Source organism: Mesorhizobium shangrilense, from assembly GCF_028826155.1.
Lineage (GTDB): Bacteria > Pseudomonadota > Alphaproteobacteria > Rhizobiales > Rhizobiaceae > Arvimicrobium > Arvimicrobium flavum.
In genome coordinates this window covers 1,167,120-1,189,266 of sequence record NZ_JAQGPN010000001.1, presented here as the reverse complement: position 1 = coordinate 1,189,266, position 22,147 = coordinate 1,167,120, and the positions used below count along the sequence as shown (strand labels likewise).

24 protein-coding genes are annotated in these 22,147 nt (G+C 66.5%); 13 read left to right on the top strand and 11 right to left on the bottom strand.

The window, feature by feature from the left end; genetic code table 11:
• Window positions 1-81: 81 nt before the first annotated feature.
• On the bottom strand, window positions 82-894 hold the full coding sequence (locus PD284_RS05850; RefSeq protein WP_274627276.1) for a lytic murein transglycosylase: 813 nt from the start codon (window positions 892-894) through the stop codon (window positions 82-84).
• A 178-nt stretch (window positions 895-1,072) separates the two neighbouring features.
• On the opposite strand from PD284_RS05850, the gene PD284_RS05845 reads away from it, so the two are divergent.
• The gene (locus PD284_RS05845) at window positions 1,073-2,311 is read left to right on the top strand and encodes a flavin monoamine oxidase family protein (protein ID WP_274627275.1); all 1,239 of its coding nucleotides are present in this window, start codon (window positions 1,073-1,075) and stop codon (window positions 2,309-2,311) included.
• Between the two features lie 155 nt (window positions 2,312-2,466).
• Complete coding sequence (locus tag PD284_RS05840) at window positions 2,467-3,096, top strand: DUF1236 domain-containing protein (RefSeq protein WP_274627274.1); 630 nt, start codon at window positions 2,467-2,469, stop codon at window positions 3,094-3,096.
• Between the two features lie 63 nt (window positions 3,097-3,159).
• On the opposite strand, the gene PD284_RS05835 is transcribed toward PD284_RS05840, so the two are convergent.
• Window positions 3,160-3,867 carry a DUF2270 domain-containing protein gene (locus PD284_RS05835; protein WP_274627273.1) on the bottom strand — a complete coding sequence of 236 codons (708 nt, stop codon included), beginning with the start codon at window positions 3,865-3,867 and terminating at the stop codon, window positions 3,160-3,162.
• A 280-nt stretch (window positions 3,868-4,147) separates the two neighbouring features.
• Here PD284_RS05835 and ffh point away from each other — a divergent pair, with 280 nt between their 5' ends.
• The 5 genes from ffh to PD284_RS05810 all read left to right on the top strand — a co-directional run bounded on the left by ffh (window position 4,148) and on the right by PD284_RS05810 (window position 7,322).
• Window positions 4,148-5,746, top strand: coding sequence for a signal recognition particle protein (ffh, locus tag PD284_RS05830; RefSeq protein ID WP_274627272.1), 1,599 nt, complete (start codon window positions 4,148-4,150; stop codon window positions 5,744-5,746).
• Window positions 5,747-5,753: 7 nt separating this feature from the next.
• Window positions 5,754-6,089 (top strand): chorismate mutase, encoded by a 336-nt coding sequence (locus tag PD284_RS05825; protein ID WP_274627271.1) that lies wholly within the window; start codon window positions 5,754-5,756, stop codon window positions 6,087-6,089.
• Between the two features lie 34 nt (window positions 6,090-6,123).
• Complete coding sequence (gene rpsP, locus PD284_RS05820) at window positions 6,124-6,507, top strand: 30S ribosomal protein S16 (protein WP_274627270.1); 384 nt, start codon at window positions 6,124-6,126, stop codon at window positions 6,505-6,507.
• 138 nt (window positions 6,508-6,645) lie between these two features.
• Complete coding sequence (locus PD284_RS05815) at window positions 6,646-6,879, top strand: type II toxin-antitoxin system Phd/YefM family antitoxin (RefSeq protein WP_274630552.1); 234 nt, start codon at window positions 6,646-6,648, stop codon at window positions 6,877-6,879.
• The gene (locus tag PD284_RS05810; RefSeq protein WP_274627269.1) at window positions 6,876-7,322 is read left to right on the top strand and encodes a type II toxin-antitoxin system VapC family toxin; all 447 of its coding nucleotides are present in this window, start codon (window positions 6,876-6,878) and stop codon (window positions 7,320-7,322) included. The genes PD284_RS05815 and PD284_RS05810 overlap by 4 nt, the downstream gene beginning before the upstream one ends.
• 29 nt (window positions 7,323-7,351) lie before the next feature.
• Here PD284_RS05810 and PD284_RS05805 read toward each other — a convergent pair whose 3' ends face one another.
• Window positions 7,352-8,047: an aspartate/glutamate racemase family protein gene (locus PD284_RS05805; protein ID WP_274627268.1), complete on the bottom strand. Its 696-nt coding sequence runs from the start codon at window positions 8,045-8,047 to the stop codon at window positions 7,352-7,354.
• Window positions 8,048-8,066: 19 nt separating this feature from the next.
• Entirely contained in the window at window positions 8,067-10,250 is a 2,184-nt protein-coding gene (locus PD284_RS05800; RefSeq protein WP_274627267.1) for a primosomal protein N', read from the bottom strand.
• 87 nt (window positions 10,251-10,337) lie between these two features.
• On the opposite strand from PD284_RS05800, the gene fsa reads away from it, so the two are divergent.
• Complete coding sequence (gene fsa / locus PD284_RS05795) at window positions 10,338-10,991, top strand: fructose-6-phosphate aldolase (protein WP_274627266.1); 654 nt, start codon at window positions 10,338-10,340, stop codon at window positions 10,989-10,991.
• A 71-nt stretch (window positions 10,992-11,062) separates the two neighbouring features.
• On the opposite strand, the gene PD284_RS05790 is transcribed toward fsa, so the two are convergent.
• From PD284_RS05790 to PD284_RS05775, 4 genes are all read right to left on the bottom strand, one after another.
• Window positions 11,063-12,325: an ABC transporter substrate-binding protein gene (locus PD284_RS05790; protein ID WP_274627265.1), complete on the bottom strand. Its 1,263-nt coding sequence runs from the start codon at window positions 12,323-12,325 to the stop codon at window positions 11,063-11,065.
• A 91-nt stretch (window positions 12,326-12,416) separates the two neighbouring features.
• The gene (locus PD284_RS05785) at window positions 12,417-13,466 is read right to left on the bottom strand and encodes an aldo/keto reductase (protein WP_274627264.1); all 1,050 of its coding nucleotides are present in this window, start codon (window positions 13,464-13,466) and stop codon (window positions 12,417-12,419) included.
• 4 nt (window positions 13,467-13,470) lie between these two features.
• Window positions 13,471-13,818 (bottom strand): TIGR04076 family protein, encoded by a 348-nt coding sequence (locus tag PD284_RS05780; protein ID WP_274627263.1) that lies wholly within the window; start codon window positions 13,816-13,818, stop codon window positions 13,471-13,473.
• Window positions 13,811-14,521, bottom strand: coding sequence for a GntR family transcriptional regulator (locus tag PD284_RS05775; RefSeq protein WP_274627262.1), 711 nt, complete (start codon window positions 14,519-14,521; stop codon window positions 13,811-13,813). Before PD284_RS05775 ends, PD284_RS05780 begins: the two co-directional genes overlap by 8 nt.
• Window positions 14,522-14,683: 162 nt before the next feature.
• On the opposite strand from PD284_RS05775, the gene PD284_RS05770 reads away from it, so the two are divergent.
• The 5 genes from PD284_RS05770 to PD284_RS05750 are packed head-to-tail and all read left to right on the top strand — an operon-like array spanning window position 14,684 to window position 19,610.
• Entirely contained in the window at window positions 14,684-15,490 is an 807-nt protein-coding gene (locus PD284_RS05770) for an ABC transporter ATP-binding protein (RefSeq protein WP_274627261.1), read from the top strand.
• Window positions 15,490-16,236, top strand: a complete 747-nt coding sequence (locus PD284_RS05765) for an ABC transporter ATP-binding protein (RefSeq protein ID WP_274627260.1) — start codon at window positions 15,490-15,492, stop codon at window positions 16,234-16,236. The genes PD284_RS05770 and PD284_RS05765 overlap by 1 nt, the downstream gene beginning before the upstream one ends.
• Entirely contained in the window at window positions 16,233-17,144 is a 912-nt protein-coding gene (locus PD284_RS05760; protein ID WP_274627259.1) for a branched-chain amino acid ABC transporter permease, read from the top strand. The genes PD284_RS05765 and PD284_RS05760 overlap by 4 nt, the downstream gene beginning before the upstream one ends.
• The gene (locus tag PD284_RS05755) at window positions 17,141-18,160 is read left to right on the top strand and encodes a branched-chain amino acid ABC transporter permease (protein ID WP_274627258.1); all 1,020 of its coding nucleotides are present in this window, start codon (window positions 17,141-17,143) and stop codon (window positions 18,158-18,160) included. The genes PD284_RS05760 and PD284_RS05755 overlap by 4 nt, the downstream gene beginning before the upstream one ends.
• Window positions 18,144-19,610, top strand: a complete 1,467-nt coding sequence (locus tag PD284_RS05750) for an aldo/keto reductase (protein WP_274627257.1) — start codon at window positions 18,144-18,146, stop codon at window positions 19,608-19,610. The genes PD284_RS05755 and PD284_RS05750 overlap by 17 nt, the downstream gene beginning before the upstream one ends.
• Window positions 19,611-19,614: 4 nt before the next feature.
• Here the strand turns inward: PD284_RS05750 and PD284_RS05745 are convergent, their stop codons facing one another.
• From PD284_RS05745 to PD284_RS05735, 3 genes are all read right to left on the bottom strand, one after another.
• The gene (locus tag PD284_RS05745; RefSeq protein ID WP_411956253.1) at window positions 19,615-20,205 is read right to left on the bottom strand and encodes a VOC family protein; all 591 of its coding nucleotides are present in this window, start codon (window positions 20,203-20,205) and stop codon (window positions 19,615-19,617) included.
• Between the two features lie 81 nt (window positions 20,206-20,286).
• A complete protein-coding gene (locus tag PD284_RS05740; RefSeq protein ID WP_274627255.1) occupies window positions 20,287-21,120 on the bottom strand; it encodes an ATP-binding cassette domain-containing protein in 834 nt (277 codons plus the stop codon).
• Complete coding sequence (locus PD284_RS05735) at window positions 21,113-21,991, bottom strand: ABC transporter ATP-binding protein (protein WP_274627254.1); 879 nt, start codon at window positions 21,989-21,991, stop codon at window positions 21,113-21,115. The genes PD284_RS05740 and PD284_RS05735 overlap by 8 nt, the downstream gene beginning before the upstream one ends.
• Window positions 21,992-22,147: the final 156 nt, after the last annotated feature.

The window sequence follows — 22,147 nt, the reverse complement described above, 5'->3', positions numbered from 1 at the left end:
GATCGGGACCGTAGTTCCGCAAATGACAAACCCGGCACGAGGCCGGGTTTGCAGCAAGTCAGATAATATCGGGGCCTGAACTCAGCCGTCGATCTCGGCGCCGATGATGGCGATCGCCTGCTGGTAGACGCTGGCGGCGTTCCAGCCCTGGATGGCGCCGTAGTTGGTCTGGCCCGGCTGGTAGCCGCCGCCCGGCTGCCAGCCGTGGCCGCGCAGGAAGTTTGCGGTGGAGGCCAGCGCGTCCGCCTTGTTGCGCAGGTCGACGCGGCCGTTGCCGTCGCCGTCGGCGCCGTAGCGCAGCACGTTCACCGGCAGGAACTGGGTCTGGCCGACCTCGCCATGCATGGCTCCGACGGACTGCGCGCTGAGCGTCCCGTTCTGCACGAGCTGGAGCGCCGCATAGAGCTGCTCGGTGAAGTATTCGCTGCGGCGGCAATCATAGGCCAGCGTCGCGACAGCCGACAGGGTGTTGGAGTTGCCCATGAAGCTGCCGAAGCCGGTCTCCATGCCCCAGATGGCGATCAGCGGGCCGGCCGGCACGCCGTAGCGGCGCTCCAGGCTGTCGAACAGCGCCGCGTTCTGCCGCTTGAGCGACTTGCCCTTGGAGATGATGGTGTTTGCGCCGCGCTTCGCCATGAACTGGTTGAGGCTGAGCTTGAAGCTCTTCTGGTTGCGGTCCGCCGAAATGGTCTTGGAGGAGTAGTTGGTGTTGGCGAGCGCCGACAGCGCCTTCTTGCCGATCCCGTTCCCCCGCGCCTCGCCCATGAACTCCTGCTTCCATGCCTCGAACCCGCCGGAATTGTTGCCGCAGGTCGCGGCCTGCGCGGCGCCCGATCCGAATGCGAAAACCGCGAAGGCCGCGGCGAATGCCAGTCCCTTGGCCGTGCGTGCCATGAAGTTCTCCTGGTTGCCTTGAAATACACTTCCCTACGGAAGTCTGCAGATGATCACCTAATTCGCCACCGTTAATGGGATGTTTGGGGCCAAAGCAAGTCACGCTGGCTTGAGTCGCGGAAATTCCCTAGTTTCTGCAGCATTGTTGCCACTCGGGGTATATTCGGGGGTCGGTTGCATGCGGGATGTCGATGTCGTCGTCGTCGGAGCCGGATCGGCCGGTCTGGCCGCCGCCAAGACCCTCCGGAGCGCCGGATTGTCGTTCCGGGTCCTCGAGGCGATGGACCGCATCGGCGGCCGGGCCTGGACCAGCAGCGACCACTTCGGCCTCCCCTTCGACATCGGCTGCGCCTGGCTCCACGCTGCGGACCGCAACCCCTATTTCCCCGAGGCCCAGACGTCCGGCTGGACGATTCATCACCACGACATGAACATCGACCATCTCTACTACGGCAAGCGCAAGGCGAGCGAGGCCGAGGAGACCGCGATGAAGTTCGCCGACTCCGAACTTGCGCAACTCATGGAGGGCTGGGACGGCAAGGATGACCGCGTTTCCACCCTTCTGGCGCGCGGACACGCGGCGCGGGCGGCGGCGACATTTGCCGGTCCGATGGATTTCGGCGCCGACTATGACGAGATGTCCGTCGAGGATTTTCGCAACGCCGCCGACCTCGACCCGAACTATTTTACGCGCGAGGGCTTCGGGGCGCTCGTCGCGCAATACGGCGCCGACGTCCCGGTGGAGCTGTCGACACCGGTGCGCAAGATCCTGTGGGACGTGCCAGGCGTTGCCTGCGTGACCGACCGCGGGACCATCCGCGCACGCGCGGTGATCGTCACCGCCTCCCCCGCAGTGCTTGCCTTCGAGGAAATCGCCTTCTCCCCGGCTTTGCCGGATGACCATATCGAGTCGTTCTTCAACCTGCCGATGGGGATGCTGACCAAGCTGCCCATCGAGATCCGGGGCACGCGGCTCGGCCTCAATCCGTTCGACGACCTCCTGATCGAAAGGCCGGCCCAGCACGACATCTACTTTCTCTGCTTTCCCTTCGACACCGACCTGATGGTGGGCTTCGTCGGCGGCGACTTCGCCTGGGAGCTGTCGGCAGCCGGCGAGGCCGCCGGGATCGACTTCGTTGCCGACCGCCTGTGCGGCATCTTCGGCAGCGACCTGCGCAAGCATATCGGCCGCGCCATGATGACCAACTGGGGCGCCGAACGGTTCGTGCGGGGCGCATACGCCGCGGCGCGCCCCGGCAAGGCCAGCGCCCGGCAGATCCTGGCGATGCCGGTGGCGGATCGCATCTTCTTCGCGGGCGAGCATCTTGCAGGACCACTGGTGCAGACCTGTGGCGGGGCGCGGATCTCCGGCGAATCCGTCGCCACGAAGGTTATCGCCACACTCGCCGGAGGCTGAGCAGAGGTCGCGACTGGCCCCCGGGACGCAGCCTCAGCCGATCCGCAAACTGCGCGTCGACGTTGCTTTCATTCCCCTTCGGCGGCTCTCAACTTCGGAACCTTGCTCCGCTGAGCTCGTTTTCGGCCGTGAGGAACCAACGACAGGAGAGCCACATGAGCTTGAACAAGAGCAGCCGAATGATTGCCTTTGCGGCCGGCGCGCTGCTGGTCACCGTAGGCGTCGCGGCCGCGGACACTTCCGTGACAGCCACCACGGACCTGAACGTGCGCGCCGGGCCGGGAACGCAGTATCCGGTGATCGGCGTGATCGGCGCCGGCCAGAACGCCATGCTGACGGGCTGCGTCAAGAACAGCAGATGGTGCGCTGTCGACGAAGGCGGCAAGCCGGGTTTCGTCTATTCCAGCTACCTGACGGCCGACATTGGCGGTGCGCAGGTCGTCATCACCGAGCGGCCGGCCGAGGCTGGCGTCGTCTACATCGATCCGCCCGCAGAGGGTTCGATCAAGGTGATGGAGGGCGCAACCGGCTCGATCAGGGGCGAACTGATCGGCCCTGTCGGTCATGTCGATATGATCGACCCGCCGGACACCGTCCGGACCTACGTCACCTCGAACAGGGTTGAGCCAGTCTATCTTGAAGGTGAGGTCGTGGTTGGCGCCGGCCTGCCCGACACCGTCGAGCTGGTCGACATTCCCGAATACGATTACCGCTATGTCTACGTGAACGGCCAGCCTGCGCTGGTGGAGCCGAGCACGCGCCGGATCGTCTACGTCTACCGATAGGCGGATTGGCTCACTGAACGGAAGGCCGCCGGGTCCTGACCGACCCGGCAGCCGTGTTGCGTTTCACACATGTACCTCGCCGTAGGCGCTCTCGTCGGAATCGTCCATCGGCCGGAACCAGGCGTAGATTAGGAAGGCGTAGACGAGCAGTACCCCGAGCAGGATCAGAGTTCCGGGAATAGGCCCAAGGCTGGCGTTAGCGACGGCTTCCTGCGCGGAATGCACCAATTCGAGGCTGTTGCCGCCACCCTGCAGGGCGGGCGTGGTGATTTTCAGCACCCAGGCAAGCAGCAGGATCAGGAACATCCAGATGTAATTGCGGCGAAGACGCCGGGAGAAAGCGTCAGCCGAGGAGATGCGGAAGCGCGGCTCGCGCAGCCCCTGCCCGAGGATCTGCTGCCAGTTGGCGGAAAAATCCGCGGCAGGCGCAAAGATCTGGGCGAAGTAGTAGCGCTCGAACTGCCGCACCCGCGACCGGTAGACGTCGAAGAAGCGATAGCGCCGCGCCTCGATGCGAAGGAGCAGGAACACCAGAAGCATGGCGAACAAGAGCACGCCATGATGTGCATTGGGGGTCGACAGCGAGACGGAAAGCATGGCGGCGACAACGGTGATCGCCCAGTTGCTGGTGCGGTCGATGCGGTCGCGCCAGCCGGCCATCCGCCCGACCTCGGCGCGGTGGAAGTGGGCGAGTACGGTGATCCGCTCACCTGAAGTCTGGGGCAGCGGCACACCCTCCCTGGCGGGTTCGGCGAGCATCGCGCTGGTCATGATTAGCCTCCCTGCACAGACTGGCGGGCGGCGTTTTGGCCACTACGGCCCGCCATAGCTTGACTTTACGCCTGTTTTGGGCTGTAAGCGCGTCAATTCAGCGACGAGTTGAACACTCCGAGCCGCCGACCGGGACCCTTAGTGGTATAAATCGATCCCGGAGGCCAACACCCGGCAGCGCGATGCGCCCCCGGGTGCTTTTTGGTTTTGGCGCTTGGTTGGGCTCGGCTGAACGACTACTTCTCGGACCGGGACCGATTCCGAGACCGAAGGAAAGCGAATGTTTGAGAGCCTCCAGGAACGCCTTGGCGCAATCCTGAACAACCTGACCGGCCGCGGCGCGCTGTCCGAGGCGGACGTCTCCGCCGCGCTGCGCGAAGTGCGCCGCGCCTTGCTCGAGGCCGACGTCGCGCTCGAGGTCGTGCGCTCCTTCACCGACCGCGTGCGCACCAAGGCGGTTGGCGCCGAGGTGCTGAAGTCGATCAAGCCCGGCCAGATGGTCGTCAAGATCGTTCATGACGAGCTGGTCGAGATGCTCGGCGCCGAGGGTCAGACCATCGACCTCAATGCGCCGTCGCCCGTCGTCCTCATGATGGTCGGCCTGCAGGGCTCCGGCAAGACGACGACGACCGCCAAGATCGCCAAGCGACTGACCGAGCGCCAGGGCAAGAAGGTGCTGATGGCGTCGCTCGACACGCGTCGCCCGGCCGCACAGGAACAGCTGAGGCAGCTCGGCGAGCAGGTGAAGGTCGCCACGCTGCCGATCATCGCCGGCCAATCGCCGGTCGACATCGCTAAGCGCTCGGTGCAGGCAGCAAAGCTCGGCGGGCATGACGTCGTCATCCTGGACACCGCCGGCCGCACCCATATCGACGAGCCGCTCATGGCCGAGATGGCCGAGATCAAGCGCGTCTCGGACCCGCACGAGATCCTGCTCGTCGCCGACTCGCTGACCGGCCAGGACGCCGTGAATCTCGCCAAGAGCTTTGACGAGCGTGTCGGCATCACCGGCCTGATCCTCACCCGGATGGACGGCGACGGACGCGGCGGCGCCGCGCTTTCGATGCGCGCCGTCACCGGCAAGCCCGTAAAACTGATCGGCACCGGCGAGAAGATGGACGGGCTGGAGGAGTTCCATCCCAAGCGCATCGCCGACCGCATCCTCGGCATGGGCGACATCGTTTCGCTGGTCGAGAAGGCCGCCGAAACGCTCGACGCGGAAAAAGCCGCGGCGATGGCCAAGAAGATGCAGTCGGGCAAGTTCGACCTGAACGACCTGGCCGATCAGTTGAAGCAGATGCAGAAGCTCGGCGGCATGGGCGGCATCATGGGCATGATGCCCGGCATGGGCAACATGAAGGACCAGATGGCCGCCGCCGGCCTCGACGACAGGATTTTCGGCCGCCAGCTCGCCATCATCTCGTCGATGACCAAGGCCGAGCGCGCCAACCCGGACATCCTGAAGCACAGCCGCAAGAAGCGCATCGCCGCTGGCTCCGGCACCGACGCCGCCGACATCAACAAGCTGCTCAAGATGCACCGCCAGATGGCCGACATGATGAAAGCGATGGGGGGCAAGGGCAAAGGCGGCGGCATGATGCGCGGCCTGATGGGCGGCCTGGCGAACAAGATGGGGCTCGGCGGCATGATGCCGGGCGGCATGGGCGGTATGCCGGATCTTTCGAAGATGGATCCGAAGCAGCTCGAGGCGCTGCAGAAGCAGGCGCAGGCCGCGGGCCTGGGCAAAGGCCTCCCGGGTGGGCTTCCGGGCGGATTGCCCGGCATGCCGGGAGGAGGACTGCCCGGCCTGCCAGGCGGCATGAAGCTGCCGGGTCTCGGAGGTTCTGGCGGACTGCCCGGCCTCGGCAAGAAGAAGTGAGGGGGAGATGACCGAGAATCCACGCGCACAACTCGCGGAATACCGCGCCTCGATCGACAACATCGACGCAGCGCTGATACATATGCTGGCCGAGCGCTTCCGCTGCACCAAGGCGGTGGGCGTGCTGAAGGCGACCTACGGACTGCCGCCGGCCGACCCGGCGCGCGAGACCCAGCAGATCGAACGCCTGCGCCGCCTGGCGCAGGACGCCCATCTCGACCCCGATTTCGCGGAAAAATTCCTCAATTTCGTCATCAAGGAAGTGATCCGCCACCACGAACAGATCGCCGCCACCAACGGGGCGACTGCAACCGGCGCTGAGGGCGCCGCCACAACCGGCTGACCTCAGCCACGAAACCAGACCTTAGGAGAAAACCATGTCCCTGAAGATCCGACTGAGCCGCGCCGGCTCGAAGAAGCGTCCCTACTACCACATCGTCATCGCCGACGTGCGCTCGCCGCGCGACGGCCGTTTCATCGAGACGGTCGGCTCCTGGAACCCGCTGCTGCCGCGCGACGGCGACCGCGTGAAGGTCGACGCCGACCGCGTCAAGCACTGGCTGTCGCACGGCGCGCTGCCGACCGACCGCGTGCTGCGCTTCCTGGACGAGGCAGGCATCTCCAAGCGCGACGCCCGCTCCAACCCGAAGAAGGGTGAGCCGGGCAAGAAGGCCCAGGAGCGCCTCGCCCTGCAGAAGCAGGCCGAGGAAGCTGCCGCAGCAGCAGCAGCCGCCGGCGCCACCGAGGAAGCCGCAGGCTGATTGCCGGCAGCAGCCGCTTGATCAACGCGAACGGCGGGCCTCGGCCCGCCGTTTTCTTTTCGGAGCTACTCGCTTCGCACACCATGAGCTTCTATATTATGACCTCATGAGACCACAACGGAGTCTGCCGTGAAAACGATGCCGGCACGTGAGGCAAAGGCCCACTTTTCAGCGGTCCTTGAGGCGGCCGAAAAAGGCGAACCGACCATCATCACCAAGCACGGGAAACCTGCCGGAGCGTTCGTTTCGGTTGAGGATTTCCGCAAGCTGCACCCTAATCGCAAGCTTAACTTTGGCGAGTTTCTGCTGACCTATCCCGGAGGAATTGAACTCGAGCGCAACCAATCGCCGTCGCGCGATGTCGATCTATGAGCGGTTTCCTCCTCGACACCTCCGTGCTTTCGACTTTTGCCCCCGACCGGCCTCCCGTCCCGCCCCACCTGCAGCGCTGGATTATTGACCAGGGCGCGAAGAACACGCTGTTCACATCCTCGATCGTTGTCCTGGAAATCCAGAGGGGAATATCGAGGCTACACCGTTCGGGCGGGGCGACAAGGGCGGCCCGGCTGGAGGGCTGGCTGATGTCTCTACTGGACGATTTCTCCGAGCAAACCTTGGCTGTCGATACGACCATCGCTCGCGAGGCAGGCATCCTTGAGGATGCCCTGGTCGCGGGCGGGCGACATCCGGGGCTCGCCGATATCGTCATTGCGGCGACTGCGCTCGTGAACGATCTTGTCGTCTTGACGTCAAACAGCCGGCATTTCGACGTTCTGAAGGTCAGGCACCTGGATCCCGCAACCGCTGAATTGTGAGGATGTGACCTTGCTCACAGAACCAACCGTCACCCCAGGGCGAACTCCACCGCTGCTTCCGCATGGATCCGGGTCGTGTCGAACACCGGTATGTCGAAATCACCCTCGCCGATCAGCATGGTGATCTCGGTGCAGCCCATGATCAGGCTGTCGACATCCGCGGCAGCGCGCAGGCGCTCCACTTCGGCGATGTAGGCCGCCTTCGAGGACGGGGTCACGACGCCGCGCACCAGTTCCTGGTAGATGATGTCGTGCACCACCGTGCGTCCGGCCTCGTCTGGAACCATTGCGTCGATGCCGTGCCGGCTGGCCAGCCGGCCCTTGTAGAAATCCTGCTCCATGGTGAAGCGTGTGGCGAGCAGGATCGGCTTCGACACGGCAGCACACTTCATGGCGGCGGCGGTGGCGTCGGCGATGTGGATGAGGGGGATCGAAACGGATGCCTGCACCTCTTCGGCCATCCGGTGCATGGTGTTGGTGCAGATCACCAGCGCCTCGGCGCCGCCGGCCTCAAGCTTCTGCGCCGCGTCGACCATCATCGCTGTTGCGCCTTCCCAGTCGCCCGCGTGCTGCCGCTCCGCGATCTCGGCGAAGTCGAACGACCAGAGCAGCAGCTTTGCCGAATGCAGCCCGCCCAGCCGCTGGCGCACCGTCTCGTTCATCAGGCCATAGTAGATCGCCGTCGATTCCCAGCTCATTCCGCCGATCAGACCGAGTGTCCTCATCCGCGCTCCTCCTCTTCGCTCACAGAAAGCTCTGCGGGTCGATGTCGACCTGCACCCTGATGGAGGCGCGTGGCTTCGGTCCATCCGCCAGCATGCGCCGCACGAAACCCTGCATGTCCGCCTTGCGCTCGCCGTGCAGCAGAAGGCGGAAGCGGTGGCGTCCGCCGACCAGCGCGAGCGGCGCTTCTGCCGGCCCGAGGATGGCGATGTCGTGCGCCTGCGGCGCGGCGCGGCGAAGCTGGCGCGCATGGCCTTCCGCGTCGGCCCGGTTGTCGGCGCTGACGATGACGCCCGCGAGCCGTCCGAAGGGCGGCAGGGCGGAACGCTCCCGCTCCGCGATCTCGCGCTCGTAGAATGCCTGCGAATCGCCCGACACGATCGCCTGCATCACCGGGTGGTCGGGTTGGTAGGTTTGCAGCAGGCCGATGCTCTTCCTGCCGGTGCGCCCCGCCCGCCCCGTCACCTGGCTGAGCAGCTGGAAGGTGCGCTCGGCGGCGCGTGGGTCGCCGTTTGCCAGGCCGAGGTCGGCGTCGACCACGCCGACCAGCGTCATGCCCGGAAAATTGTGTCCCTTGGCGACTAGTTGCGTGCCGATGACGATATCGGCCTCACCCTTGGCGACGGCCTCGAACTCCAGCCGCATGCGCTTCACACCGCCAAGCAGGTCCGACGACAGCACGATCGTGCGCGCCTCCGGAAAATGCCCGACGACCTCCTCCGCGATGCGCTCCACGCCCGGCCCGCAGGCGACCAGGTGATCGAAGGTGCCGCATTCCGGGCAGGCGTCGGGACGCCTCTCGTGATGCCCGCACTGGTGGCAGACGAGCTGGCCGCGAAAGCGGTGCTCCACCAGCCAGCTCGAACAGTCGGGACACTGGAAGCGGTGGCCGCAGGCGCGGCAGAGCGTCAGCGGCGCGTATCCGCGACGGTTGAGAAAGAGCAGCGACTGCTCCCCGCGTGCAAGGGTCTCCCGCATTCCGGAGATCAACTGCGGCGAAAGGAACCCTCCGCGGGCCGGCGGCGCGCGGCGCATGTCGATCGGCCTTATCTCGGGCAGGGCGGCGCCGGCGAAGCGCGACGGCAGATCGACGCGTTCGTAGCGCCCCTGCAGCGCGTTGACCTGGGTTTCGACGGAAGGGGTCGCGGAAGCCAGCATGACGGGGAAGCCGCCGATATGGCCGCGCACCACGGCCATGTCGCGGGCGTTGTAGAAGACGCGGTCTTCCTGCTTGTAGGCGGGATCGTGCTCCTCGTCGACGATGACGAGGCCAAGCTCGTTGAACGGCAGGAAGAGCGCCGACCGCGCACCGGCCACGACGCGCACCGTGCCTTCAGCCACCTGCCGCCAGACCCGCTCGCGCATGCGGGGCGGAAGGTCGGAGTGCCATTCCGCGGGCTTCGTGCCGAAGCGGTCGTGGAAGCGGGCGAGGAAGGCCTGCGTCAGCGCGATTTCCGGCAGCAGGATCAGCACCTGCCGGCCGCGCCGCACAGCCTCGGCAACCGCCTCGAAATACACCTCCGTCTTGCCGGAGCCGGTCACGCCGTCGATGAGCGTCGCCGAAAACCTGCCGGCGGCTGCCGCCTGGCGCAGCTGTGCTGCGGCAGCTTCCTGATCGGCGGTCAGCTCGGGCGTCGCGTAGCTCGGGTCAGGCAGGGGAACCACCGGACGCGGCGGGATCATGGTCGTTGAAAAGACCCCTTGCGCCTTCATGCCATCGATCACGGAGAGGGAAACGCCGGCGGCGTGTGCGAGCCCGGACCGCGTCCAGGCAAGACCGTCTGCGGCCATTTCAAGTGCACGTTGGCGGGCCTCCGTCATGCGGTCGGGCCGCGCCTCGGTCAGCTGGATACCCTCGATCCACGGCTCGGGATCGAAGGCTTCCGGCGCCCGCAGGATCATGCGGGCGACCATGCCGGGCGCGGACAGCGTGTAGCTGGCGACCCAGTCGACGAAGCGGCGCATGTCGGCGCAGACCGGCGGACAGTCGAATGCCTGGCTGATGGGACGCAGCCGCTTGGCGTCGATCTGCTCGCATTCTCCGTCCCAGACGATGCCCGCGACCTCGCGCGGCCCGAGCGGCACGCGCACGATCGAACCCGGCACGACGCACATGCCGTCGGGCACCGCATAACTGTAGGGACGGTCCGCCGGCATCGGCACCAGCACCGGCACCGCGCCGCACTTCCTCGATTCGCTCGTCATTCCCCGTGACGTAATCCCGATCTTGGTCTAGAGCAAAGGCCAACGATAAGCGGGCGCCCCCGCGAGTGAGATCAGAAGGAGTCCATCATGAAATTCTTCGTCGATACCGCCGACGTCAAGGAAATCCGCGAGTTGAACGATCTCGGCCTGCTCGATGGCGTCACCACCAATCCGTCGCTGATTCTCAAGTCGGGCGGCAAGATCGAGGATGTGACCCGCGAGATCTGTGAGATGGTCGACGGGCCTGTTTCCGCCGAAGTGACCGCAACCGAATATTCCGAGATGATGCGCGAAGCCCGTGCGCTCGCAAAGATCGCCGACAACGTCTGCATCAAGGTGCCGCTCACGCTCGATGGCCTGAAGGCCTGCAGGGCAATCCGCTCGGAAGGCCGCCTCGTCAATGTCACCCTGTGCTTCTCGGCCAACCAGGCGCTGCTCGCCGCCAAGGCGGGCGCGAGCTTCATCTCGCCCTTCATCGGGCGGCTGGACGACATGAACATCGACGGCATGGAGCTGATCTCCGAGATCCGCACCATCTACGACAACTACGATTTCAACACCGAGATCCTGGCCGCTTCGATCCGCACCGCAAACCACGTGAAGCAGGCGGCCATGCTCGGCGCCGACGTGGCGACCGTACCGCCGGCCACGCTCAAGGCGCTGGTGAAGCATCCGCTCACCGACAAGGGCCTCGAGGCGTTCCTGGCCGACTGGGCAAAGACCGGCCAGAAGATCGGCTGATACAGCCCCAACCGACGAAAAAGCCGGTCGGCGGAACCCCGCCGACCGGCTTTTTCATGTCTTGCGGCTGCTTACTTCGACGTCTCGGTCTTGATCTTTTCGACGTCGGCCGCGCTCATTTCGCCGACTGTCGTGACCTTGCCTTCCTGCACGCGCCAGAGGCGGAACGGGCCGGTGATGTCGCCATACTGGTCGAAGCTGACCGGGCCGATCACGCCTTCATACCTGACCGGCTTGCTTTCCTTGATCAGCTTCAGCGCCTTCGCGAACTCGTCCTTGCCGGCATAGATCGGCTCGCCATCGGCCGCCACGACCTGCGGGATCGCCGCCTTGATGGCCGCAGCGTCGCCCTTGCCTGCCTTGGCGATGGCAAGCGCCACGATGGCGCCCGCGTCATACGAACGGTCGGCGGCCGGCGCATCCGGCTTGATCCCGCCCGAGAAGGCTTCGTAGTTGCCGTAGAAATACTCGGTCGATGCCGTCTTCGAGGTACCGGACGAGGTGCCATAGGCGTCGTTCAGGTACTGGGCTCCCACCGCGTCGATGAACTCGCTGGCGTTCATGCCGTCGTTGAGCAGGAACTTTGCCGCGCCGCCGCCGGAGATCCAGGCGCGCGCAATGGTGGCGCCGTCGACCGGATAGCTGATCAGGTAGAGCGCTTCCGGTTCGCCAGCCATGGCGGCGCTCGCCTCGGCGGAATAGCTCGCCTGCTTCTCGTTGTAGGGCGTCGTCGAGGTGATGGTGCCGCCGAGCTTCTCGTAGGCTGCCGCGAACTCGCGGGCCATGTTGACGCCAAAATCGTTGTTGACGTGGATGATGGCCAGCTTCTTCATGTTCTGGTCGACAGCGTATTTGGCGGCGGCCGTGCCCTGCAGCGCATCCGACGTGATGGTGCGGAAGAAGACGCCGTTGGTCTTGCCGTCGCGGCCGAGCGCCGTCAGCGTCGGCGAGGAGGAGGCGGGCGAGACCTGGACCACGCCGGCCGGCGCGGTCACCGACGTCAGGATCGGGATCGACACCGACGAGATGATGCCGCCGATGATCACCGGCACCTTCTTGATGTTGACGAGCTGGGTCGCCTGGTCGACGGCGACGTTGCCCTGGCTCTGGCTGTCACGCGTGTCCATCACCAGTTTGCAGCCGTCGACACCGCCAGCCTCATTGAAGTCGCGAAAGGCCATTTCGACGGACTTCGCGCCCGCCTGCCCGTAGGCCCCGGCCGGACCGGTCAGTTCCATGACCAGGCCGACGGTGATGTCGCAGCCTTGCGCCGCAGCCGGGGCGGCGGCCCCGATCGCGGCGAGAAAGGTGGTCGTCAGCAAAATGTTCCTCATGGCATTCCCCTGTTTGTTCGCCGCTCGTGCGGCCTGGCTAGACGTAAATTCCCGTCACCGCGGCCACGCAGTGACCGGAGCCCCCGACTCCTCAGGCGGCCCCCTTGTTCAGGTTGTATTTCATGATCGAGCCGTGCCGGCTCGTGCGGTCGCGCTCAAGCGTGTAGACGTCGCCTTCGAGTTCCCGAGCCATCCCGAGCGCGGAGGCCATCTCGGCCTCGTCCCGTTCGGTTAGCTCGACGCTGGATATTGCAAGGTTCGCGGCCAGGTGCGACCGGTCTCGCGCGCCGACGATGACGCCGGCCACGCTCGGCCTCGAAAGCATCGCCGCGCTGGCGACGGTGGCGATGTCGACGCCGTGCCTGTCCGCAATGGTGCGCAGCGTCCGCAGCAGCGCCTGGAAGAAGTCCCAGCCCCCGAGGTCGTCGATGATAAGCTTGTACTTGACCAGCGAGCGGTTCTCGAGCGCATCAGTCGGCTCGGGCTGGCCGAGCCAGCGGTCGCCCAGGAACCCGCCGGCGACCGTGCCGTAGCAAAGCAGCGACACGCCGTGCTGGGCCGCGGCCGCAGCCATGCGCTTCGCCGGCCGCGCGTCGAGCAGCGAGTACTGCACCTGCATCGAGGTGAGCGGTACGCCTGCCTTCACCATCTCCAGCATGCGGTCGGTGTCGAAGTTGGTGCCGCTCACCTTGTGGATTTTTCCCGCCTGCCGCAGTTCCTCCAGCCACACCGACGTCTGCAGCCAGAGTGGGTGCGAATAATCCCACCAGTGGAACTGCACGAGGTCGAGCCGCTCCAGCTTCAGCCGCCGCAGCGACTGGTCGATGACGCTCTCAACATGCGCCTTGGTGATGACCGGCAGGATGTCGAGGTCGGGCACGAACTTGGTGTGGACCTTGATGCGATCCAGCGCCTCCTGGCCGCGCTCGTCGCGATAGCGCAGGCGGAACCGGCCGATCGTCTCCTCGACACCGGTATAGATATCGGCGCAGTCGAAGGTCGTGATGCCCGCATCCGCGAAGGCGATCATGTCGGCGACCGGGTCCTCGCTCTTCACCGAGCCGTGGCCGCTTGCAAGCTGCCAGCCGCCGCGGATCACCCGCGAGATTTCGTAGTCGGGGGCAAGCTTGGTTCTCTGCATCGTCTCACTCATCGAGGGGTACCGCCGTCGTCTCGGCATGGCTGAAGCGGCGCAGTCCGAGCCGCGTGATTCTCAGCCGGGACCCGCAGTTCGGATCCGGGCAGGCGATCTCGGCGTCCGTCGTCATCCAGTCGTTCCTGTGAGTAGGCCGCTGCTTGGCCGCTAGCAGCGGCAGCACCGAGGCCAGCGAGTAGATCGACATGCCCTGGCCCGGCGGCAGGTGAAGCATCTCGCCGCGCAGTTCGAACTGGTCGCCCACCTTGGCCCCGCAATAGATCGGCGCGCCTTCCGGCGCCACCACCTCGACCCGGAGATCGTAAAGCTCGAATGTGTCGTCCCGCTTCTCAGCCATAGCCTGCCGCCTTCGTCTCGGGCGCATCGAGGCGCGCCCGGATAAGATTGAACGACCGGGTGATGTCCTCCGTCAACGCCTCCAGCGCGGCTGCTTGATCGCCGCGCTCCAGCGCTTCGATCAGGGCCCAGTGGAAGTGGGTCGCCGACAGGTCGCGGCTCTGGTCATGGATGCGTGCAGCCGCCCGGACGTAAGGCCCCGACTGAAGCCACAGGCTTTCGACGATGGGGATCAGCACGGCCGAATCGGCCGCCCGGTAGATGTAGAAATGGAAAGCATGGTTGAGTTCGGAGCTGCGGTGCGCCCGCACGCTTTCGTCGCTCTCGAAGGCCGCCTCGCAGGCATGGGTGAGCGACCTCAGCTGTCCGAAATCCTTTGCGGAGAGCCGCGGCAGCGCGAGCGACACCAATTGTCCTTCGATCAGGCAGCGCGCCCGGGCGAGATCCTCGAGCCGTTCGCGGTCGATGAGCGGAACCCTCATGCTTCGGCTGGGAAGCGCTTCCAGCGCCTGTTCGGAAACCAGCCTGCCCAAGGCCTCGCGCACCGGCATGGTGCTCGTCTGCAGCCGCGCGGCGATGTCCTGGATGCGCAGCATCTCCCCGGCATCGAACATACCGTGCATCAGGGAGCGTTTCAGCTCGGCATAGACGCGTTCCTGCAGCGTCTCGCGGGTGACGGGGGACAGAGCGGCCTGCCGGGTCATGCGGCCGCGCCCATTCGCAAGATCTGGACTTCCCGATCGGACATGCAGGGCCGCCGTTCAGAGTTTGCCTCGCCGCCAGGGCGATGGGAAAATTGGTACTTGCAAAGACTGCGGATGTAAAGTTTGATCAAACATCAGCAATCAAACTTTGCTGGGTCAAGCGTGCATATTGAATCTTCTCCACGACCGCATCAATCCGGCGGCGCAGGCCCGCTCATCGAGGCGCGCGGCCTGGTAAAGGCATTTGGCGGCATGCGCGCCGTCGACGGCATGTCCATCGACCTTCGCCGCGGCGAGATGCTGGGCCTGATCGGTCCGAACGGCGCCGGCAAGACGACCCTTTTCAATCTGCTGGCCGGCAGCCTGAAGCCCACCAGCGGCTCAATCGTCCTGGACGGGATCGACGTGACGAACGCCGGCGCCGAACGGCGCATCGGCGCCGGCGTCGGCCGCACGTTCCAGATTCCCCGGCCATTCGCGGAGATGACGGTGCTCGAGAACGTGCTCACCGGCGAACAGAACCAGCTCGGCGAGCGCATCTGGATGAACGTGCTGCGCCCTGGGCGCGTCGCCGCCCAGGAGCGTGCAGCGGTGGAGAAAGCGCGCGCTTTGCTCGATTTCGTGACGCTCTCCAGGCTGGAGCACGAGCCGGCGCGCGTCCTGTCCGGCGGACAGCGCAAGCTGCTCGAGCTTGCGCGTATCCTGATGGCCGATCCGAAGGCCATCCTGCTCGACGAGCCGGCCGCGGGCGTCAATCCGACCCTGCTCGAACTGATCATGGACCGCATCCTCGACCTCAACGCGCAGGGAAAGTCGATCCTGCTCATCGAGCACAACATGGACATGGTGGCGAGGCTCTGCGGACGCGTCGTCGTGATGGCGGCAGGCCGCCACCTGACCGAAGGGCTGCCGGACGAGGTAGCGCGCGACCCGGCAGTCATCGACGCCTACCTCGGCGGCATTCATTGATGACCGCCGCCGCTCCCATCGCGCTCTCGACCAGCGCCCTCGTCGCCGGCTACGAGCGCGACCTGCCGATCGTGCGCGGCGTCGCCCTGGCCGTCCGCCAGGGCGAGCTGGTGATTGTCCTCGGCCCGAACGGTGCCGGCAAGTCCACCTTCGTCAAGGCCGTCGCCGGACTGGTGCCCATTCATTCCGGTTCCGTTTCGTTGGCCGGCAGGGACGTCACCGAGGTGCCCACGCACGAGAAGATCAGGCATGGCCTGGCCTTCGTGCCGCAGACCGAAAACATCTTCGCCACGCTCTCGATCCACGACAATCTGCAGGTCGCGGCGCAGATCCTGCCCAAGCCGGCCCGCAGCCGGCGCATCGCTGACGTCTATGCGATGTTCCCGGATCTCGCGACAAAGCCGTCGCGGCGTGCGGGCGCCCTTTCCGGCGGGCAGCGCCAAATGCTGGCCGTCGCGCGCGCGCTCATCGTGGAGCCGTCCGTGCTGATCCTCGACGAGCCGTCGGCGGGCCTTTCCCCAAAGATCGTTTCGGAAGTGTTCCAACGCCTGAAGGCCATCAACGCCACCGGCGTCACCATCATCCTCGTGGAGCAGAACGTGAAGGCCGCACTTGCCATCGCCGATCGCGCGGTGATCCTCGTCGAGGGCCAGCTGCGCCACGAAGGGACGGCGGCAGGGCTCGCCGACAATCCGCTCGTTGCGGAACTCTATCTCGGCGCCCGGCGCGAGGGGGGCGCGCGATGAACCCGCAAGTCATCATGGACGGTCTGGTCGCCGGCTCGATGATCGGCCTCGGCGCGGTCGGCATCACGCTCACCTACTCCATCCTGCGCTTCGCCAACTTCGCCCATGGCGAGCTGATTTCCTGGGGCGCCTACCTCGCGCTCGCCGTCGCCGGCCTGCTCGGCTCGCTGGCGGGCGGGCTCACGACCCCGATCGGGCCGTTCTCCTTCGGCTGGGCCGTGCCCATCGCAGCGATCGCCGCGGTAGCGCTGAACGGCGGGCTTGCGCTGTTGATCGACTGGCTGCTGTTCGGACGGCTCCGCCGCCAACGCTCGACCATCATCATCCTCGTGATGGCGAGTTTTGGCGCAGCGCTGACGCTGCGCAGCCTGCTGGAGTTCATCTTCACCTCGAACCCGGCTTACTACAGCAAGGCGCTGCAGATCGCGATGCCGCTCGGCGGCGGCATCCGTGCGACCCCGGACCAGCTTCTGTCGCTCGGCGTCGCCACCGTGCTGGTCGTGGCCGTGCACCTCCTGCTCACCCGCACCGCCATCGGGCGCTCGATGCGCGCGGTCAGCGAGAATCCCCAGCTTTCCGGCGTCGTCGGCATCGAGGTGCGGCAGGTGATCCGCGTCGTCTGGCTGCTGGGTGCGGGGCTCGCCGCGGTGGCCGGCGTGACCGCCGGACTGCTGGTGCAGATCCGCCCCCAGATGGGCTTCGACCTCCTGCTGCCTCTGTTCGCCGCCTCGATCCTCGGCGGCATCGGCAGCGTTCCGGGCGCCATGATCGCCGGACTGATCGTCGGCTTCTCCGAGGCGCTGGCCGTGCAGCTCATCGGCGCGGAATGGCGCGCCGCGGTCGCTTTCGTCGTGCTCGTCGCGGTGCTCCTGCTGCGTCCGCAGGGCCTGTTCGGGAGAGCGGAATGAGCGTCGAGCTGATCGGATACGGCGCCTTCTTCCTCACCATGGCGCTGACCTACGCGATCATCGCGCTCGGCCTCAACGTGCAGTGGGGCCAGACGGGCCTCTTCAACGTCGGCATCGCCGGCTTCGTCGCCATCGGCGCCTATGCCTCCGCCCTGCTGACCACGCCGGACGATCCCGCTCGCGTGGGCGGCTTCGGCCTGCCGATCGTCGTCGGCTGGATCGGAGGGGCGCTTGCGGCGAGCGTCGCCTCGTTCCTGATCGGCGCCCTGACGATACGCCTGAGGGCCGACTACCTCGCCATCGCAACCTTCGGCGTCGCGGTCGTCGTGCAGCTCTGCGCGCTCAACCTCGAATGGCTCACGGGCGGCCCCTTCGGCATCGGCTTCATTCCCCGCCCCTTCGCGGAGCTGGCGGGCGACCCGCTGCTGTTCAGCCTCCTCAACCTGGCGATCCTCGTCGCCACCGTCGCCGCCACCTACCTGCTCCTCGAACGGCTGGCGCGCAGCCCGTGGGGCCGCGTCCTGCGCGCCATCCGCGAGGACGAGCAGGCCGCCCTTGCGCTCGGCAAGAGCGCCACGAAATTCCGGTTGCAGGCCTTTGCGCTGGGCGGCGGCATCATGGGCCTGGCAGGCGCGGCGCAAGCGCATTTCATCGGCTTCATCGCGCCTGAGAACTACATCCCGATGCTCACCTTCCAGGTCTGGGCCATGCTGATCGTCGGCGGCTCCGGCAACAATCGCGGCGCGATCCTTGGTGCAGTGCTGGTGTGGGGCATCTGGGCAGGGTCCGCGGGCGCGATCTCGGCCCTGTTCCCGCCCGGCGAGCAGGCCCGCGCGGCCGCGCTGCAGATCGTCATGATCGGCGTCGCGCTTTGCGCCATCCTGCTGTTCCGACCGCGCGGCATCCTCGGCGAGGAACGCGTGGTATCGCGCCACCTCGGCAAGCTCTCCGCCCGCCCGAACGCGCCGGCCACCCCTCAAGCACAAGAAGGGACATCGAATGTCCAGAACACCTGACCGCATCCGCCTCGCCGACGGGCTCGACATCAGCCGCCTCGTCTGCGGGCTGTGGCAGGTCGCCGACCTGGAGAAGGACGGCACGACGCTCGATCCGGAGAAGGGTGCCGACGCGCTCGACGCCTATGCGCGGGCCGGCTTCGACACCTTCGACATGGCCGACCACTACGGCAGCGCGGAGCTGATCACCGGTCGCCTGCTGGCGCGGTCGAAGGGCAAGCCGGCCCGGCCGCTGGCCTTCACGAAATGGTGCCCGGAGCCCGGCCCGATGACGGCCGAGATCGTCCGCAAGGGCGTGCAGGAGCGCCTCGACAGGCTCGGCGTGGACAAGGTCGACCTCCTCCAGTTCCACTGGTGGACGTTCGAGCATCCGGCGTGGCTCGACGCGCTGCACGAGATGAAACGCCTCAAGGAAGAGGGTCTGATCGGCCAGATCGGCGTCACCAATTTCGACTCCGCGCACCTGCGCGTCGCCATCGCCGACGGCATTCCGCTCGTCAGCAACCAGGTTTCGTTCTCGCTGGTCGACCGCCGCGCCGCCGGCGACCTGTCCGCTCTCTGCGCCGAAACCGGCGTCAGGCTGCTCGCCTACGGCACGCTGTGCGGCGGCTTCCTTTCGGAGAAATGGGTCGGCAAGCCGGAACCGACGGACATCGCCGACTGGAGCCGCATGAAGTACAAGCGCTTCATCGACGTCGCCGGCGGCTGGACGGCGTTCCAGGGCATTTTGCGGGCTGCGGGCGAGATCGCGAAGAAGCACGGCGTCTCGATCTCGAATGTCGCCTCGCGCTGGGTGCTCCAGCATCCGGCGGTGGCGGCGACCATCGTCGGCGCGCGGCTCGGCGAGAGCGAGCATCGCGACGACAACCTGAAGGTCTTCGACTTCGCCCTGGACGCCGAGGATCTGGCTCGCCTCGACGCGGCCTTCGCGGTGACGAAGCCCATCCCCGGCGACTGCGGCGACGAGTACCGCAAGCCGCCTTATCTCACGGCTTCCGGCGATCTCAGCCACCATCTCGACGCCATCCCGTCGGTGTTCAAGGCGGCGCCCGTGCCGGGTGCGCGCGAACGCCAGCGCGTTTCCTCGGGCAGCGTCTGGGAGCCGATTGCCGGCTACAGCCGCGCGGTGCGGGTCAAGGACACCATCCGCGTCTCGGGCACCACCGCCACGCATGGCGGCGACCGCTGCGTGGCGCCGGGCGATCCGGGCGCGCAGGCCACCTACATCCTCGACAAGATCCTCGCCTCCATATCGGCACTCGGAGGCCGCGCGGAAGACGTGGTGCGCACCCGCATCTACCTGCGCGACGCCAGCCAGTGGGAGCCGGTGTCGCGGGCGCACGGACGCGTGTTCGGCGAGATCATGCCCGCCAACACGATGATCGCGGCCGGCGGGTTGATCGGCGACTACGAGGTCGAGATCGAAGCGGAAGCCGTGGTCCCCGACTGACCCGCTATTTCGCCGGGTCCTTCGGGCTCCACAGAACCGTCTCCGCGTCCTTCTCGTAGGCCATGCCGTTCGGGTAGCTGATAGCCTCGAACTGCAGGCCCCACGGCGCCTGAAAGTAGAGGATGGTCTGGCCGGCGGCCGGACCCTCGTTGACCGGCAGCGGCCCCATGCGCGTCGCCACGCCCTTGCCTTCGAGATAGGTCTTCGCCGCCGCCACATCGTCCACGTAGAAGGCGATGTGGAAGCCGCCGATGTCGCTGTTCTTCGCCTGCAGGTCCTTCTGGTCCGGCGCACTGTACTTGAACAGCTCGACGTTGGAGCCGAAGCCGCAGCGCACCAGCGTGATCTCCTCGATCACCGCCTTGGGATGGACGCCCAGGAGGTCCTGCATGAACGTGCCCTTGTCGTCGGCGAACGGCCCGAACGACATCGACTTCTGGCAGCCGATGACGTTGGTGAAGAAGTCCACCGCCTGTTTCATGTCAGGCACGGTCACGCCGGTATGGTCGTGTCCGCGCATGCCGGGAATGGAGTCGGCGTATGCCGTGGCTGCGCTGCCGAATGCGGCGATGGTCAGAACTGCACTGCGAAGCATGCGTCTCATGTGACCTCTCCCATGGCGGGCGGTCGTTTTGCCGTGCCGGGCGCCCGCTGGCCCGGCGCGGAACCGGCTCCCTCAGCCGGTCTCTGCCTTGACGCCTCTGGCGAGCCATTCCTCGTCGATCTCCGGCAGCGGGATCGCCGCGATGAGCTCGCGCGTGTAGGTCTCCCGCGGCGCGGCGAAGAGCGCGTCCGTGGGGCCGGCTTCGACGATCTCGCCGTGGCGCATGACGATCACCTGCCGGCACAGGCGGCGAATGACCGAAAGGTCGTGGCTGATGAAGGCGACGGTCAGGCCCATCTCGGCGGCGAGCCTTTCGAGCAAAGTGAGGATCTGCGCCTGGGTCGACACGTCGAGGCCCGACACGATCTCGTCGGCCAGCACGAATTTCGGCGACAGCGCCAAGGCGCGTGCGATGCCAACGCGCTGGCGCTGGCCGCCGGAGAGCTCGTGCCGGTATCGGCCCGCAAAGTTTTGCGGCAGGCCGACGCGGTCCAGCGCCTCCGCGACGCGCTCCTTCAACCGGTCGCCGAGGCCGTTGTGCTTCAGCGGCGCGGCGATGATCGAAGCGATGGTGCGGCGCGGATTGAGCGACGACATCGGGTCCTGGAAGATCATCTGCACGTCGCGCCGCAGCGGCCGAAGCTCCGTGTCGGTCAGGTGGGTGATGTCGCGTCCGTCGAAGACGACGCTGCCCGCGGACGGCTCGAGCAGCCTCACAAGGGCGCGCCCGAGCGTCGACTTGCCGGAGCCGGATTCGCCGACGATGCCGGTGACCGAGTTGCGCGGAAGCTCCAAGTCGAGCCCCTTCAGGATCTCCACCATCGGCGCACGGCCGATCATCGGCTTGCGCGCCATATCGGGCAGCGCGACCTTGAGGCCGGTGACCTTGAACAGCGGATCAGACATGCGGCGACTTCCATTCCCGGTCGGCCGCGTCGATCTCGGCGGCGAGCCCGGCGAGCACAGTCCCGTCCACCGGCTTCAGCGACGCCTGCGGATCGGTGTAGCGTGGCGTCGCCGCCATCAGGGCCTTGGTGTAGGCATGGTTGGGATGCGCGAAGAGGGCTGGCGTCTCCGCCTCCTCCACCACCTTGCCCGCATAGAGCACGGAGACCCGTTGGCTGATCTTCGCGACCACCCCGAGGTCGTGGGTGACGAACAGGATCGCGGTCCCGCGCTCGCGCTGCATGTCGGCGATCAGCCGCAGGATCTGCTTCTGGACGGTGACGTCGAGCGCGGTCGTCGGCTCGTCGGCGACGATCAGGCGCGGCTCGGCCGCAAACGCTGCAGCGATCAGCACGCGTTGCCGCATGCCGCCTGAGAGCTCGTGCGGATAGGATCGGATCACGCGTTCGGGGTCACGGATCTGCACCTCGTCAAGCAGTTGCCGGATGCGCGCCTCCGCTCGCGATGCCTCCCAGCCGAGAATATGTACCAGCCGGTCAGTCATCTGCGGACCGATCCGGCGCGACGGGTTGAGCGCGGTGAGCGGATCCTGCGGGATGAGCGCGGTCTTGGCCCCGATCAGCGCGCGGCGCTGCTTCGGCGCCAATGCGCCGAGGTCGTCGCCTTCCATCCGGATCGTGCCCTCGACGATGCGCACGCTGGGCGGCAGGACGCCCAGCACGGCCTTGCCGATCATGCTCTTGCCCGCACCGCTCTCCCCCACCAGAGCGCGCACCTCTCCCGGCCTCACCGCCAGGGAAACGGAACGCAGGACCCGCAGGCCGTTGGGCAGGACGGCGCTGAGGTTGGAGATCTCGAGAGCGGGGGTCAAAATGATGGCCCCACTGTGTCGGGTCGGTCAGCGAAGGCACCCCCTCTCCGTCTCGGCTTCGCCTCGACACCTCTCCCCCACTTCGTGAGGGGAGAGGATGGGCGTCCAGCCTGGCTCCCATCCTCTCCCCCGGAACGGGGGAGAGGTGTCGCGCCA

What these genes read in the sequence shown, in the direction of transcription:
- PD284_RS05850 (WP_274627276.1), bottom strand. Translation starts at nt 894, where the DNA reads ATGGCACGCACGGCCAAGGGACTGGCATTCGCCGCGGCCTTCGCGGTT.
- PD284_RS05845 (WP_274627275.1), top strand. Translation starts at nt 1,073, where the DNA reads ATGCGGGATGTCGATGTCGTCGTCGTCGGAGCCGGATCGGCCGGTCTG.
- PD284_RS05840 (WP_274627274.1), top strand. Translation starts at nt 2,467, where the DNA reads ATGAGCTTGAACAAGAGCAGCCGAATGATTGCCTTTGCGGCCGGCGCG.
- PD284_RS05835 (WP_274627273.1), bottom strand. Translation starts at nt 3,867, where the DNA reads ATGACCAGCGCGATGCTCGCCGAACCCGCCAGGGAGGGTGTGCCGCTG.
- ffh (WP_274627272.1), top strand. Translation starts at nt 4,148, where the DNA reads ATGTTTGAGAGCCTCCAGGAACGCCTTGGCGCAATCCTGAACAACCTG.
- PD284_RS05825 (WP_274627271.1), top strand. Translation starts at nt 5,754, where the DNA reads ATGACCGAGAATCCACGCGCACAACTCGCGGAATACCGCGCCTCGATC.
- rpsP (WP_274627270.1), top strand. Translation starts at nt 6,124, where the DNA reads ATGTCCCTGAAGATCCGACTGAGCCGCGCCGGCTCGAAGAAGCGTCCC.
- PD284_RS05815 (WP_274630552.1), top strand. Translation starts at nt 6,646, where the DNA reads ATGCCGGCACGTGAGGCAAAGGCCCACTTTTCAGCGGTCCTTGAGGCG.
- PD284_RS05810 (WP_274627269.1), top strand. Translation starts at nt 6,876, where the DNA reads ATGAGCGGTTTCCTCCTCGACACCTCCGTGCTTTCGACTTTTGCCCCC.
- PD284_RS05805 (WP_274627268.1), bottom strand. Translation starts at nt 8,047, where the DNA reads ATGAGGACACTCGGTCTGATCGGCGGAATGAGCTGGGAATCGACGGCG.
- PD284_RS05800 (WP_274627267.1), bottom strand. Translation starts at nt 10,250, where the DNA reads ATGACGAGCGAATCGAGGAAGTGCGGCGCGGTGCCGGTGCTGGTGCCG.
- fsa (WP_274627266.1), top strand. Translation starts at nt 10,338, where the DNA reads ATGAAATTCTTCGTCGATACCGCCGACGTCAAGGAAATCCGCGAGTTG.
- PD284_RS05790 (WP_274627265.1), bottom strand. Translation starts at nt 12,325, where the DNA reads ATGAGGAACATTTTGCTGACGACCACCTTTCTCGCCGCGATCGGGGCC.
- PD284_RS05785 (WP_274627264.1), bottom strand. Translation starts at nt 13,466, where the DNA reads ATGCAGAGAACCAAGCTTGCCCCCGACTACGAAATCTCGCGGGTGATC.
- PD284_RS05780 (WP_274627263.1), bottom strand. Translation starts at nt 13,818, where the DNA reads ATGGCTGAGAAGCGGGACGACACATTCGAGCTTTACGATCTCCGGGTC.
- PD284_RS05775 (WP_274627262.1), bottom strand. Translation starts at nt 14,521, where the DNA reads ATGACCCGGCAGGCCGCTCTGTCCCCCGTCACCCGCGAGACGCTGCAG.
- PD284_RS05765 (WP_274627260.1), top strand. Translation starts at nt 15,490, where the DNA reads ATGACCGCCGCCGCTCCCATCGCGCTCTCGACCAGCGCCCTCGTCGCC.
- PD284_RS05760 (WP_274627259.1), top strand. Translation starts at nt 16,233, where the DNA reads ATGAACCCGCAAGTCATCATGGACGGTCTGGTCGCCGGCTCGATGATC.
- PD284_RS05755 (WP_274627258.1), top strand. Translation starts at nt 17,141, where the DNA reads ATGAGCGTCGAGCTGATCGGATACGGCGCCTTCTTCCTCACCATGGCG.
- PD284_RS05750 (WP_274627257.1), top strand. Translation starts at nt 18,144, where the DNA reads ATGTCCAGAACACCTGACCGCATCCGCCTCGCCGACGGGCTCGACATC.
- PD284_RS05745 (WP_411956253.1), bottom strand. Translation starts at nt 20,205, where the DNA reads ATGCTTCGCAGTGCAGTTCTGACCATCGCCGCATTCGGCAGCGCAGCC.
- PD284_RS05740 (WP_274627255.1), bottom strand. Translation starts at nt 21,120, where the DNA reads ATGTCTGATCCGCTGTTCAAGGTCACCGGCCTCAAGGTCGCGCTGCCC.